The sequence below is a fragment of the Salinimicrobium maris genome, from assembly GCF_049680855.1.
Classification (GTDB): Bacteria; Bacteroidota; Bacteroidia; order Flavobacteriales; family Flavobacteriaceae; genus Salinimicrobium.
Genome location: NZ_JBMPGS010000002.1, coordinates 249,863 through 263,737, shown reverse-complemented (window position 1 = coordinate 263,737; position 13,875 = coordinate 249,863). Strand labels below are relative to the sequence as shown.

The 13,875-nt window shown below is 41.1% G+C and carries 15 protein-coding genes; 14 read left to right on the top strand and 1 reads right to left on the bottom strand.

Going from position 1 to position 13,875, the window contains the following annotated elements; all coding sequences use genetic code 11:
* The first annotated feature begins 56 nt into the window (after positions 1 to 56).
* The 13 genes from ACOV1Q_RS06745 (at position 57) to ACOV1Q_RS06685 (ending at position 10,879) form a co-directional block, all read left to right on the top strand.
* On the top strand, positions 57 to 2,057 hold the full coding sequence (locus ACOV1Q_RS06745) for an alpha-ketoacid dehydrogenase subunit alpha/beta (RefSeq protein ID WP_424493632.1): 2,001 nt from the start codon (positions 57 to 59) through the stop codon (positions 2,055 to 2,057).
* 130 nt (positions 2,058 to 2,187) lie between these two features.
* Complete coding sequence (locus ACOV1Q_RS06740) at positions 2,188 to 2,349, top strand: DUF1328 domain-containing protein (RefSeq protein WP_424493631.1); 162 nt, start codon at positions 2,188 to 2,190, stop codon at positions 2,347 to 2,349.
* An 83-nt stretch (positions 2,350 to 2,432) separates the two neighbouring features.
* Positions 2,433 to 2,909 carry a membrane lipoprotein lipid attachment site-containing protein gene (locus ACOV1Q_RS06735; RefSeq protein ID WP_424493630.1) on the top strand — a complete coding sequence of 159 codons (477 nt, stop codon included), beginning with the start codon at positions 2,433 to 2,435 and terminating at the stop codon, positions 2,907 to 2,909.
* 20 nt (positions 2,910 to 2,929) lie between these two features.
* Positions 2,930 to 3,625, top strand: a complete 696-nt coding sequence (locus ACOV1Q_RS06730; protein ID WP_424493629.1) for a YiaD family glycine zipper/OmpA-like lipoprotein — start codon at positions 2,930 to 2,932, stop codon at positions 3,623 to 3,625.
* Positions 3,626 to 3,694: 69 nt separating this feature from the next.
* Positions 3,695 to 4,819 carry an NAD(P)/FAD-dependent oxidoreductase gene (locus tag ACOV1Q_RS06725; RefSeq protein WP_424493628.1) on the top strand — a complete coding sequence of 375 codons (1,125 nt, stop codon included), beginning with the start codon at positions 3,695 to 3,697 and terminating at the stop codon, positions 4,817 to 4,819.
* Positions 4,816 to 5,541 (top strand): methyltransferase domain-containing protein, encoded by a 726-nt coding sequence (locus tag ACOV1Q_RS06720; protein ID WP_424493627.1) that lies wholly within the window; start codon positions 4,816 to 4,818, stop codon positions 5,539 to 5,541. The genes ACOV1Q_RS06725 and ACOV1Q_RS06720 overlap by 4 nt, the downstream gene beginning before the upstream one ends.
* Before the next feature lie 13 nt (positions 5,542 to 5,554).
* Positions 5,555 to 6,607: a type III polyketide synthase gene (locus ACOV1Q_RS06715; protein WP_424493626.1), complete on the top strand. Its 1,053-nt coding sequence runs from the start codon at positions 5,555 to 5,557 to the stop codon at positions 6,605 to 6,607.
* A complete protein-coding gene (locus ACOV1Q_RS06710; RefSeq protein ID WP_424493625.1) occupies positions 6,601 to 7,395 on the top strand; it encodes an enoyl-ACP reductase FabI in 795 nt (264 codons plus the stop codon). The genes ACOV1Q_RS06715 and ACOV1Q_RS06710 overlap by 7 nt, the downstream gene beginning before the upstream one ends.
* 68 nt (positions 7,396 to 7,463) lie before the next feature.
* Positions 7,464 to 7,901 (top strand): 3-hydroxyacyl-ACP dehydratase FabZ family protein, encoded by a 438-nt coding sequence (locus tag ACOV1Q_RS06705; RefSeq protein WP_424493624.1) that lies wholly within the window; start codon positions 7,464 to 7,466, stop codon positions 7,899 to 7,901.
* Complete coding sequence (locus tag ACOV1Q_RS06700; RefSeq protein WP_424493623.1) at positions 7,894 to 9,162, top strand: beta-ketoacyl-[acyl-carrier-protein] synthase family protein; 1,269 nt, start codon at positions 7,894 to 7,896, stop codon at positions 9,160 to 9,162. The genes ACOV1Q_RS06705 and ACOV1Q_RS06700 overlap by 8 nt, the downstream gene beginning before the upstream one ends.
* A gap of 68 nt (positions 9,163 to 9,230) precedes the next feature.
* Positions 9,231 to 9,485, top strand: coding sequence for an acyl carrier protein (locus ACOV1Q_RS06695; protein ID WP_424493622.1), 255 nt, complete (start codon positions 9,231 to 9,233; stop codon positions 9,483 to 9,485).
* Positions 9,482 to 10,063, top strand: coding sequence for a 4'-phosphopantetheinyl transferase family protein (locus tag ACOV1Q_RS06690; RefSeq protein ID WP_424493621.1), 582 nt, complete (start codon positions 9,482 to 9,484; stop codon positions 10,061 to 10,063). Before ACOV1Q_RS06695 ends, ACOV1Q_RS06690 begins: the two co-directional genes overlap by 4 nt.
* Positions 10,064 to 10,144: 81 nt before the next feature.
* Positions 10,145 to 10,879, top strand: coding sequence for an MBL fold metallo-hydrolase (locus ACOV1Q_RS06685; protein WP_424493620.1), 735 nt, complete (start codon positions 10,145 to 10,147; stop codon positions 10,877 to 10,879).
* A gap of 172 nt (positions 10,880 to 11,051) precedes the next feature.
* Here ACOV1Q_RS06685 and ACOV1Q_RS06680 read toward each other — a convergent pair whose 3' ends face one another.
* A complete protein-coding gene (locus tag ACOV1Q_RS06680) occupies positions 11,052 to 11,615 on the bottom strand; it encodes a hypothetical protein (protein WP_424493619.1) in 564 nt (187 codons plus the stop codon).
* A gap of 142 nt (positions 11,616 to 11,757) precedes the next feature.
* On the opposite strand from ACOV1Q_RS06680, the gene ACOV1Q_RS06675 reads away from it, so the two are divergent.
* The gene (locus tag ACOV1Q_RS06675) at positions 11,758 to 13,794 is read left to right on the top strand and encodes an aconitate hydratase (RefSeq protein ID WP_424493618.1); all 2,037 of its coding nucleotides are present in this window, start codon (positions 11,758 to 11,760) and stop codon (positions 13,792 to 13,794) included.
* Positions 13,795 to 13,875 lie beyond the last annotated feature (81 nt).

The following is a 13,875-nucleotide window of genomic DNA, read 5'->3' as shown; positions in this document are numbered from 1 at the left end:
TAGTAAAGAAAGCTCTAATTTTAAGTACATTTGAGAAACAAATGAGTCATATGCAAATGAGAATATCTCAGGATCAGGCGCTCAGCTTCCAACCTACGGAATTGAATCCAGGAGAGCTGAAAAATCTTTACCGCGCCATGCTAAAGCCAAGATTAATAGAGGAAAAAATGCTTATCCTACTTAGGCAGGGAAGGATCTCAAAATGGTTTAGTGGAATAGGCCAGGAAGCCATTGCCGTTGGAGTTACGGCAGCAATGCAGGAAGATGAATATATACTTCCCATGCACAGGAACCTGGGTGTCTTTACGGGAAGAAATATCCCTTTATATCGGCTTTTTTCCCAGTGGCAGGGCAAAGCAGCAGGATTTACTAAGGGAAGAGATCGCAGTTTTCACTTCGGAACCCAAAAATTCAAGATCGTTGGGATGATCTCACATTTAGGACCTCAATTGGGGGTTGCCAATGGAATTGCCTTGGCCCATAAACTGAAAAATGAAAAGAATATTACTGCTGTTTTTACCGGTGAGGGCGGCACCAGTGAAGGAGATTTTCATGAAGCCTTAAACATCGCTTCCGTTTGGCAACTGCCGGTGTTGTTCTGTATAGAAAATAATGGCTACGGACTTTCCACGCCTGTTTCGGAACAGTTCAATTGTGAACATCTTGCAGATCGCGCCAAAGGCTACGGTATGGAAGGTCACATTATAGATGGAAATAACATCGTGGAAGTTTTTCAAAAAGTTTCTTCCCTTGCCCGTGACATGAGAGAAAATCCCCGGCCTGTACTGGTGGAATTTAAGACCTTTAGAATGCGTGGTCACGAAGAAGCAAGCGGTACCAAGTATGTGCCGAATGAGCTTATGGAGGAATGGGCGAAAAAAGATCCTATAGATAACTTTCGCAGATATCTTCTTTCTGAAAGTATTATAACTTCAAAGGAGGATGAAAATTTAAAGCAGGAAATAAAAGCTGAAATTGATGCGCACCTGCAAAAAGCCTCTGATGAACCTCCCATTGAAGCTGATGAAACTACTGAGTTAAATGACATTTTTGAATGTTTTGATTACCAAGAGGTTAACCATAATTCTAAAAATGAAAACATCCGTTTTATTGATGCTGTTTCTCAAGGCTTAAGACAGTCCATGGAGCGCCACGACAACCTGGTAATTATGGGACAGGACATTGCCGAGTACGGAGGCGTCTTTAAAATTACAGAAGGCTTTGTGGAAAAATTTGGCAGGGCAAGAGTGCGGAATACGCCTATTTGTGAATCGGGTATTGTGGAAGCTGCAATGGGATTATCCATAAAAGGCATGAAGGCGGTCGTTGAAATGCAATTTTCAGATTTTGTGGCTTCAGGTTTTAATCCTATTGTAAATTACCTTGCAAAAGTACATTATCGATGGAATCAAAATGCTGATGTGGTTATAAGAATGCCCTGTGGCGGCGGAGTTGGAGCCGGGCCTTTTCACAGCCAGACGAATGAAGCCTGGTTTACAAAAACACCTGGCTTGAAAGTCATTTATCCCGCTTTTCCTTATGACGCCAAAGGTTTGCTGAATACAGCAATTAATGATCCTAATCCTGTGCTGTTTTTCGAACATAAGGCTTTATACCGAAGTGTGAGACAAGAGGTGCCTTCCGGTTATTATACGCTTCCTTTTGGAAAAGCCGCAGTTTTAAAAGAAGGAAAAGATGTAACTATCATTAGTTACGGCGCGGGTGTTCATTGGGCAATGGAAGTGCTGGAAGAGAACAGCCAGATTAATGCAAATTTGCTGGATCTAAGAACATTGCAACCGCTGGATAAGGAGGCGATTTTTGATTCGGTAAAAAAAACAGGGAAAGTAATCATCCTACAGGAGGATAGTCTTTTTGGAGGAATAGCATCAGACATTGCTGCGTTGATTGCCGATGATTGTTTCCAATTTTTGGATGCACCGGTAAAAAGAGTGGGGAGCCTTGAAACGCCCATTCCATTTAATACATCCCTCGAAAACCAATACCTTCCAAAAGAAAGATTTAGATCTGCTTTAATGGAATTGTTAGCTTATTGAGAATTATTTTTAATAAATTTTAGTTTTTTATAATTTCTTTAGGTTTATCCTGTTAAAATATTAATAATGTTTTGTTGGCCGGGAATGCGAAATGTAATTTAGATTAACTAATCAATTAAAATCTTTAAGCATGATACGTTTAATCATTATCTTTTTAATTATTGCTTTAGTAGCAGCCATTTTCGGCTTCGGTGGAATTGCTGAAGGTGCTGCAGACATAGCGAAGATCATTTTTTATATATTCCTTGTTCTTCTTGTGATCGCACTTATAAGTAGATTATTCAGAAGATAATTTCAAAAAAAAATAATCCGGTGTTTGCATGGTGATAAAAATCATGCTTTTACCGGATTTTTTAACCCCTAAAATGCCCTAAAATGAAGAAAATTCTAAGTGTTCTGGTCGCTATTCTGTTCCTGGCCTCCTGTGGCTCAGGAAAAGTTAGGGAAGCCAGAAAAACATTTAAGGGTGACTGGCTTCTTACCAGTATCACCTATCCCGGAAGCACGGGAGATTTTAATGTGCAACTTTTTGATGATACTTCTGCAACTTGCCTAGAAGGCAGCCAGTGGAATTTTATTTCTAATAACAACACTGGCTCTTATGTTCCCATAAAAACGCAGTGTAATTCAGATACCAGGTTCTTTATTTGGTCCATTAATGAAGTGAATAAAGAAACAGGTAATTATGACTTCATGCTGAAGCCCACGAATGAGGAACATGAATCTACACGAGGAAATGAAGGTTATCGAATTGATCTTATTACATTAACAGGCAATCAAATGGTATGGGAACATACAGTGAGGTTTGAAGGAGAGCCCTTTACTATTAGAATGAATTTTAATAAAGAATAAAAAGAAAAAAGAAAGAGAAAATGAAAACAATAGCAAACAAAATGTTCGCGGTACTTTTTGCAGCAATCCTATTAGTAGGTTGTGATGCGACTAGAAATGCAAACAATAAACAAAAAGGAACCGTCATTGGAGCTTCGGGAGGAGCAGTAATTGGCGGTGTGGTTGGAAACAATGTTGGTGACGGGAATACTGCCCTTGGTGCCATTATAGGTGGTGTTGTTGGTGGTGCTGCCGGTGCATATATTGGTAACCGAATGGACAAGCAGGCTCAGCAAATTGAACAGGAAATTCCTGGTGCCGAAGTGGAACGTGTAGGAGAAGGAATAAACGTCACTTTTGATGAAACCAGCGGTGTGTATTTTGATACCGAAAGATATAATATCAACCAACAATCTGAGCAGGCATTGAATTCCCTTGCAAATATTCTACAGGAATATCCAGACACCAATATTTTGGTAGAAGGACATACAGATAGTACTGGTGGTGACGCTTACAACCTAACGCTTTCAAAAAATAGAGCACAGGCGGTAACAAATTACCTGGTAAATGAAGGTGGAATTTCCAAGGGAAGAATAGAAACCAAATGGTATGGTGAAAGTCAGCCTAAATATGACAACTCTACTGTCGAAGGAAGATCTAAAAACAGGAGAGTGGAACTTGCCATTGTTGCAAATGAGGAATTAATCGAGGAGGCCGAGAGACAGGCACAAAACTAGTCTCTCAGGCTTTAAGTGTGAAAACCCGGGTGTTCTTCCGGGTTTTTTTATTGCTAAAGCCCAAAAATATTGAAAGAAAAAACCGTGATCATTGTGGGAGGAGGTCTGGCAGGTTTAACTGCTGCTATTCACCTGGCCAAAAAGGGCATTTCAGTGAGACTTTTTGAAAAAGAGAATTTTCCGCATCATAAAGTCTGTGGTGAGTATGTCTCTCGCGAGATAAAGCCTTATTTTGCAGCACTCGGACTTTCGTTGGAACACCTCGAACCTGTGGAAATTTCCCGTCTCCAGTTTAGTACCGCGCAAGGTAAAATGACTGAAACAGAATTGCCCCTGGGAGGATTAGGTTTGAGCCGATTTTCTTTTGATCATTATCTTTTTCAGGAGGCCAAAAAATGTGGGGTACATATAGTACCCGAAAATGTCATTTCTGTGCATTATTCCGGAGACAAAATGAACCTTAGCACTTCGCCGGGAAATCATTATGCGTCGGAAATTGTGCTGGGAGCTTTTGGGAAAAGATCGCTCTTGGATAAGAAGCTGGAGAGGCCATTTTTTGGTGCACAAGCGCCGTGGCTGGCTGTCAAAGCACATTATGATTCCCCAGATTTTCCTGAAAACATTGTTGGGCTCCATAATTTCAATGGCGGCTATTGCGGACTTTCAAAAACAGAAACAGGCGCTGTAAACGTGTGCTATCTGGCCACTTTTGAAAGTTTTAAAGAATACAAGGATCCTGAAGTATTCAAGGAAAAAGTGCTTCGGAAAAACCCATTATTGGATGCTTTTTTTGAAGATGCAAAACCTCTGTTTAAAAAACCATTGACCATAGCACAGATTTCTTTCAGTAAAAAGGAAATAATTAAAGATCATATCCTAATGATGGGCGACGCCGCAGGATTACTGCATCCGCTGTGCGGGAATGGAATGGCCATGGCTATACATAGTGCGAAACTGGCTTCGGAAACTGTTCTAAAGCACCTGGCTAAAATCAACATTGATCGAAAAGAAATGGAAAAAGAATATGCCCAAAAATGGCATCAAACCTTTAGTAGCAGGTTGCGCACCGGGAAATTTCTTCAAAAGATATTACTTAATCCCTCGCTTGCAGAAGTTTCACAAACTGTGGTGTCAAAAATGCCATTTTTGCTGCCCCATCTTATTCAAAGAACCCACGGAAATTTAATCTTATGAAACTGGTAAACACGAAATACCGCACTCGTGAGAGTGAAGTCATGGATGACTTTGAGCTTAAAGGTCCTGAACTTGCCAAAACCCTCAAGGATCTCGACAAGGTCAATAAATGGCTTGGTGGAAACAAGATCACGATTGAAGGTATTAAAAAGATCATTTCGCAAACTAAACCTCAAGCTCCTGTAAAAATAGTAGATGTGGGTTGTGGGAATGGTACTATTCTTAGGGAAATCGCCAACTACGGAAGAAAAAACAATCTTAACCTGGAGCTTTTAGGAATTGATGCAAATCCTTATGCCATTGAAATAGCGGAAGATCTTTCCCAGGATTATCCTGAAATAAAGTTTGAAGCCCTTAACATTTTCTCTACATCTTTTGCAGAAAAAAAATACGATATTGTGTTGTGCACGCTAACACTGCACCATTTTGAAGATGTAAGGATAAAGCACCTTCTGGAAGTATTCCTGAACTCTGCAAATTTGGGAATTGTAATTAATGACTTGCAGCGAAGCAGGACCGCATATTACCTTTTTCAGGCTTTTTGCGCGGTTTTTATTAATAACCCGATTGCCCGTGAAGATGGACTTACTTCTATTTTAAGAGGTTTCAGGAAACGAGATCTGGAGAAATTTTCTGAAGACCTGATGGTAAAACATCAAAAAATTCGCTGGAAATGGGCTTTTCGGTACCAGTGGATTCTTATAAAGCCTCAACCTAAATAGCTTAGCAAAACCTATGAGTGTAAAAATAACGACAGTCGCGAAACAACTTCCGCAGTATTCGAAGGAAACTACACAGGTTATTCCTTTTGTGGAAACCTGGCTTAGTGGGCAGGAAGAGCGTTTTAGGCGCAAGGTCATCAAGATATTTGAAGGAGCTGCCGTAGATAAAAGATATTCCATCATGGAACCTTTGGAAGTTTTTACCGCTACTTCTTTTGAACAAAAGAACAGGATCTATGCCCGCGAAGCTAAAAAACTGGGGAAAAAGGTGCTGCAGAAAGCACTTGAAAAAGCCTCCTGGAAAGCCGAATCTATTGATTATATCATTACTGTGAGCTGCACCGGGATCATGATCCCGTCGCTGGATGCCTACCTCATAAATGAACTAAAACTGAAACAGGACGTGGTACGTCTTCCCGTGACAGAGATGGGATGCGCCGCAGGAATTTCAGGTATTATTTATGCCAGGAATTTTCTGAAATCTAATCCGGGAAAGAGGGCAGCGGTGATTGCGGTTGAAAGTCCCACGGCTACGCTTCAGTTAGATGATTTTTCTATGGCAAACATGGTAAGTGCTGCAATTTTTGGAGATGGAGCGGCCTGTGCATTGCTTTCTTCGGAAGAAGAAGCCACAGGACCTGAAATTCTAGGCGAAGGAATGTACCATTTTTATGATGCGACCCACATGATGGGTTTTGATCTTGTGGACAGCGGACTTAAAATGATCCTGGACCCTAAAGTTCCTCAGAATATTTCAGATCACTTTCCACGAATTATTCATCCCTTTCTTGAAGAACATAACAGTAATATTGAGCAGGTAGATCATTTCATTTTTCACCCCGGCGGAAAGAAAATTGTGCAAACGGTTGAAAATCTTTTTGGTAACTTAGGGAAGAATATAGATGAAACTAAAGAAGTTTTGAGGTTGTACGGGAATATGAGCAGTGCGACCGTTCTTTATGTACTGGAAAGATTTTTTGATAAACCGGTAGAAAAAGGGGAGCAGGGGCTTATGCTAAGCTTTGGCCCCGGATTTTCTGCACAAAGAGTATTGTTACAATGGTAAAGGATTTTGAAAATAAGAATTACTGGGCACTTATCCTGGGAGGGAGCAGCGGATTGGGATTAGCCTCGGCGAAGAAGCTTGCTGCTCATGGCATGAATATTATTGTCATTCATCGCGACCGCAGGGAGAACATGGCTGAAATCAAAGAATCTTTTGAAGAAATAAGAAAGCATGAAGTGGAGCTGCGTACCTTCAATGTAGATGCTACAAGAAAGGAACGCCGGGAAGAAATGGTCGCAGAGATCACAACCATTCTTGGTGAAAAGGGGAAACTAAGAACCCTGCTGCACAGTATCGCAAAAGGGAATTTAAAGCCCATGTTTGGCGCAGAATCCACTTTGCAAAATGATGATTTTCATCAAACCATAGATGCCATGGCCATCACACTCTATGATTGGTCCAAGATTCTTTTTAACGCAGGCCTATTTGCCAAAGATGCGCGAATTCTATCTTTTACAAGCGAAGGGAATTCTAAAGCATGGAAAAATTATGCAGCAGTTTCGGCCTCGAAAGTGGCGTTAGAGGCGATTACGAGAAGCATGGCTTTGGAGTTTGCTCCCAAAGGTATACGGGCGAATTGCATTCAGGCAGGAATGACTTTTACGCGTTCATTTCAAATGATTCCGGGCTACGAGACGCTTCATGAGCATGCGGTAAAACGTAATCCGTTTAAGAGATTAACAACTCCGGCAGACGTTGGAAATGTGGTGTATCTTTTAAGTAAAGACGAAGCCAGTTGGATTACCGGCGCAATCATTCCCGTAAATGGAGGAGAACATATAAAATAATAATAATAATAATAATAATAATCAAGTTCAGCAGGAAAAATTAGAAACTGATGTGCAGTGCCCAAAAAATGAATTCTTCTGAAATTATTTCACTTTTACCTCATTCCAAACCTTTCCTGTTTGTTGATGAATTAAAAGAAGTTTCTGAAAATGGTATAACGGGCACCTATTTTTTTCCACAGGATTCCTTTTTTTACGAAGGACATTTTAAGAATTTTCCAGTTACACCGGGAGTCATCCTTACAGAATGTATGGCACAAATTGGAGTGGTTTCCCTCGGAATTTACCTGATGGCTGGGAAGTTTAGTGAGTCGGGAAAAGTTGCGATGACAAAAACCGATGTGGATTTTTATCTTCCGGTGTATCCCGGGGAAGAGGTAAAAGTGGTGTCAGAAAAGCAATTTTTCAGGTTCAACAAATTGAAGTGCAAAGTCAAAATGTTCAATGCAGCAGAAAAATTGGTCTGCAGAGGAGAAATTTCAGGAATGATCAAGGAAGATGAGTAAAAGAGTTGTTATCACGGGAATGGGAGTTGCTGCGCCAAATGGCGTGGGTTTGGAAAATTTCGAACAGGCCATTCGTACCGGAAAAAGTGGAATCAAGTTTCAAGAAAAGCTGAAGGAACTTAATTTTAGCTGCCAGATTGCCGGGGAACCTGAAATTCCACAGGAAATGCTGGAGCAGTATTTTTCACCATTACAGCTCCGCGGACTTAACTGCAGCGGAATCGTCTACGGCACCATTGCCGGAACAGACGCCTGGAAAGATGCCGGTTTACCTCTTAAGAATCCTGAAGAACCAGATTTTGACAGCGGAATTATTTTTGGCACCGGGCTTTTGGGTGCAGATAAATTTCGGGAAGCCATACATCTAATTGATGCGGGAAAGACCCGTAGACTTGGCAGTACAAGCGTTCTGCAAACCATGGCCAGCGGAGTCAGCACCTATCTCAACACGATTCTTGGCTGCGGAAACCAAGTGACCACCAATTCATCGGCATGTTCTACGGGAACAGAAGCTGTTTTAATGGCTTACGACCGTATCAAATCGGGCAAGGCAAAAAGAATGCTGGCGGGAAGTTGCGGAGATTCAGGCCCATACATCTGGGGCGGATTTGATGCCATGAGGATTCTGCCGCACAAGTACAACGATAAACCAGAAGATGCTTCGCGGCCCATGAGCGAGTCAGCCACCGGATTTGTACCCGGTAGTGGGGCAGGAGCACTGCTTTTGGAAGATATGGAAAGTGCCCAGGAAAGAGGCGCTAAAATTTATGCTGAAGTTTTGGGCGGCCATATCAACAGCGGCGGACAAACCGGCGGCGGAAGCATGACCGCACCAAATTCAAAAGCCGTACAGCGCTGCATAAAAAAAGCGCTGCAGGAAACCGGTATAAAGCCGGAAGAAATAGATGGAATAAACGGACATCTAACGGCAACGGCTATGGACCCAACAGAAATTGAAAACTGGAGTCAGGCGTTAGGAAGAAAAGGAGAAAATTTTCCGCTTATTAATTCTCTAAAGGGAATGACAGGACATTGCCTGAGCGCGGCCGGAAGTATTGAATGTGTGGCAAGTCTGCTGCAGCTGAAAAAGGCGTTTTTCTTTGGAAATATAAATTCTGAAGATCTTCATCCACAAATTCTAAAACTCATTGGGCGAAGAAAAGTTCCGGAAAAGACGCAGGAGCTTAAACTTACCACAATTGCCAAAGCAAGTTTTGGATTTGGAGATGTCAATGCTGTCGTTCTTTTTAGATCTGTTTAGAGAAAGAAATGAACAATTAAAAACCTTATTTTAGAAATACATTTAAGTTGAACAAATTACATCAGCCAATGGAAACAAATGAAATAATGCACTGCCTTAAAAAGATCGTATCTCCTTACGTTCAGAACGAACCTGCTTTTCAGGATTTTAATTTAAAAACAGATTTTTTGAAGGATCTGGAAATCAATTCGGCCAACCTGGTGGATATCGTGCTCGATGTGGAGGATGAATTTGATATTGCCATAGACAATGATTCTATGGACAATATGTTAACGGTAAAAGATGCGGTTGCAATCATCAAAGAGAAAAGGGCAGGAGCATGATTGGCAATGATGTGGTGGACCTGCAGCTTGCGGCAATTCAAAGCAATTGGAAGCGGAAAGGATGGCAGCAAAAAGTCTTTTTGGAAGCAGAGCAGGAACTTATCTGGAACACAGAAAAGCCTACCGTGGCTGTCTGGCTTTTATGGAGCATGAAAGAAGCTGCTTATAAGGCACATCAGAGGCATTTTGAGCTTGACAGAAGGCTAAACTGGAAGATTTTGGAATGCAGACTTTCGGAATTTTCTGAAGAGCAAGCTTCGGGAGAGGTAAAAATTGAAGGTAAATCTTATTTTACTACTTCCAGAATTACTCTGGAAGCAATTCATACCACGGCTGTAAATAGATATGAAACAGCATTTAAAAATGGCATTTTTAAAGCTTCTTCAGAAGAGATGAAGCAAACATTTCTAAAGTTAGTTTCTGAAAATTCAGGGGCTACGGCAGGAAATATTCAGCTTCAAAAAAATGGCTTCGGAATCCCCTTTTTGACACTTCATGATCAAGAACTTTCTACCTCATTTTCCTTTAGTGGCCACGGTTCATACGCTGCTTTTTCGCTGGCGTTAACGAACTCCTAAATACCCGTTAAACACTCCTAAAAGCTTTGGAAGGATTTTGCTGTGATTGTATATTTAAATTGAACTCAAAAACAGATTTAAATGAAGACCGTAGATAAGAAAGAGGTTATAAACCGAGAATCAGCTGAATTTATTAAGCAAACCGAAACCGGAAAGTTTGTGAACCTTGTTCCCGATACTTTTGTTATAAAAATGGAGGACGGAAGCCAGGGATATGCTATTAGGCATTTAAACCGGCAGGATATGATCCTCATTGATACAGTGGGGAAAGGAGCACAAAAAGGAGTGAAACATCTCGTGGAAGAAGGTTATAAAATCAAAGCTATTCTTGTGACACATAAGGCAGCACTTGACAACACTTACGCACCTCTTAAAACGGTTTCTGAAGATGCAGGCGGCGCGCCAATTTTTACGCATCCTATCAACAATAAAAATTCTGATTTTGAAGTGAAGGACATCAATGACAAGAACAAGATTTTTGGGCATTTTTCAATTTCAGTTCGGGATTTCCCAGCAGTTTCAGGTGAAGCGGTTGTAATTCATAGTGAAATTAATGAAGGAATGGTCTTTTCTGGATGTTCAGCCGAGGGTGCATATTATGATTCTGACAAGGAAGGATTCCGACTTCCGGAAATAAAAAGTGAAAATAAAAAGTTTAGCCTGGCGGAAAGCTGGAGATCATATATGGGAGAATTCAGTTTCTTCTTTCCGTATAAAGGGAAACCCGGTTTTAATCTTTCTGAAGGTCAGCAAAAAGATATCATTCTGCGACTGGGTTCTACAGATTATCCCGGCGGCGGAAATCCAAATTTATAGGATTGTAACAATATTTAGAAAAATACCTGGAGCTTTGCTTCAGGTATTTTTGTTTCAGAAGGGTTTACAGGTATTCTAAAATGACATTTGAAAGGCTTGTTCAGCAGAAATTTATCTGCAACATATAAATCATCGTAGCATAGTTGCTGAAGAATAATTTGATCGCGGGAATTTATTCCCGTTGAGTATTTTCCTTATTCTGCTGTTCACTTTGTTTCCTGTCTTCGCTTCTTTGCACCAAAGGATGATCTTCCTTATTGTACCCTACAATAAGAATTACGTTTGCGATGGTACTATAAAGCATTGAAATTACAGCAACAAATCCGCCGCCAATAATTGCGGCAAGCGCAAGGCTGAGATAGTATATTATCCTGTACCACGAATCTGGGACCTGCGAATTTTCATCTACAGGAAGATTAAGTAACAGCAGCGCCATCACGGCAACTACAATAAGAATACTTACCAACTTTGCAAGAGTAAGTACACGGTGATAGTGTTCGTGATTTAGTTTTGTATTTGCGGAGCGGCTAAGACTTAAAAGAGTAAGCATCAATGCAAGAATGGTTGATGAAGAAAGTATGACGGTATTACAAAGTGTTTTAAACCTTGAGAGCGTCGTGGAAAAAAGGTGCATGGCTTCAGATCCCGTCACTAATCCAATAATATAAGTTCCTACGCCCACGAGAAGAGCGGCAAAAACTCCTCCAAAAAGTGCCTTTTTTAAAAATGAATTCATACGCTGTTGTGCTGTCTTAAATTTGAAAATCTTTTCTAAATTTTAAAATACAGGTTTTCTGCTGCATCAACGTTTAAGATATTGTTAAACCCATCAACTAATCCCTGTAAAATTTTTAATTTGAAGAGAAAACATACCAACTATGTCAAAATTAAATGTCACGCAAAAATTAATTAAAGACCATCTTATCAAAGGGGAAATGACTCCAGGTAAAGAGATTGGAATTAAAATAGACCAGGCCTTACTTCAGGATGCTACCGGTACGCTGGTACAGCTGGAACTGGAAGCCATGGGACTGGATAGAGCAAAGACTGAAGTTGCCGTGCAATACGTAGATCATAACCTTTTGCAAACCGATTTTAAAAATGCCGATGATCATGCTTTTTTACTCTCGGCATCACAAAGATTCGGAATATGGTATAGCCGTCCCGGTAATGGGGTAAGTCACCCGGTACATATGGAAAGGTTTGGGAAACCGGGAAAAACTATGGTAGGCTCAGACAGTCATACGCCTTCTGCAGGTTCCCTGGGAATGCTGGCCATTGGAACAGGAGGACTGGACGTTGCCGCAGCCATTGCAGGACAACCTTATTTTGTGAAAATGCCGCAAGTAATGGGAGTGAAGCTAACCGGGAAGATGCCGGATTGGGTCAGCGCGAAAGATGTGATCCTGGAAATGCTGAGACGCTATGATGTAAAAGGTGGCGTTGGTAAAGTAATAGAATATTATGGTGAAGGGCTAAAAGAACTTAGTGCCATGGACAGGCATGTTATAGCCAACATGGGTGCAGAGCTTGGAGCTACCACAACCGTTTTCCCGAGTGATGAGGAAACCAAAAAATATTTAAGATCCCAGCATAGGGAAGAGGATTGGATAGAATTGCTTCCTGATGAAGGTTGTACCTATGATCTTGAGGACGAAATTATTCTTGATGATCTTGTACCTTTAATCGCTCTGCCTACAAGTCCGGGGAATGTAGTTCCTGTAAGTGAAGTTGCAGGACAGGAAATTGGACAGGTGGTGATAGGTTCTTCCGCAAATCCAGGGGTGCGTGATTTCTGGGTGGCAGGTGCTATTGTAGATGGAAAGTCCACCAAGGAAGAAGTTTCTTTTGATATAAACCCAACTTCACGGCAGGTCATTCAGAATCTTATCGCTAATAAAGGCTTTGAAAAACTTATAGCAGCAGGAGCGAGGTTCCACCAGTCAGGATGTATGGGCTGTATAGGCATGGGGCAGGCACCGGCTTCAGATACAATTAGTCTGAGAACGATGCCACGAAACTTTCCAAGTCGTTCGGGTACAGAAGATGACCGCGTACATTTGTGTAGCCCTGAGACTGCAGCCGCTTCCGCATTAACAGGAAAAATTACAGATCCTAGGGACCTTGAGAAGTTGTACGATATGAAATATCCGAAGTACGAGTATCCCGAGAAGGAATTGATCAATACGATGATGCTGGTTGCGCCTCCGGAAGACAATGAAAACGTGGAGCTTAAAAAAGGGCCTAATATTAAAACTTTACCTACAATAGATCCTTTACAAGATTCTTATGATGTTCCTGTTTTGCTTAAAATGGGCGATAACATATCTACAGATGAAATCCTGCGGGCAGGGGCAGAAGTATTGCCTTTCAGAAGTAATTTACCAGAAATCAGTAAGTTTTCCTATTCTGTAATTGATGATTCTTTTTACGATCGTGCGCAGCAGGCAAAAAAAGATTTTGGAGGCCATATCGTGGTAGCCAAAGACAATTATGCACAGGGGTCCAGCCGGGAACACGCCGCACTGGCACCAAAATACCTGGGACAGGTTGCCGTAATCGCTAATTCTTATGCGAGAATCGCTTGGCAGAACCTGGTTAATTTCGGCATTCTCCCGCTAGACTTCATTAATATTGAAGATTACGATAAAATAGAGCAGGGGGATGTGGTGAGTTTTACCAACCTTACTGAAGATATCAGAAACCGAAAGAATATCAGAGTCAAGGTTCAGAAGGCCGAGAAAGGAGCAAAAGCAGTAGAATTTGAGACCAAACATTCTCTAAGTGACCGGCAGATCCAAATCCTTTTAAAAGGAGGAATTATTAATGAATTCAAGGAACAGCTGAGTAATGAAGAAGTAAATTCAGTGAGTGAAAATACAGTTACCGGAAACGAGCGTAAACAAATAAAATAATTATTAGCAAAAGCTCCGTAGAAAACCCTTGGAAAATGACATTTTTTAAGGGTTTTCTTTTTCAGAAAAAGAACATAAGAA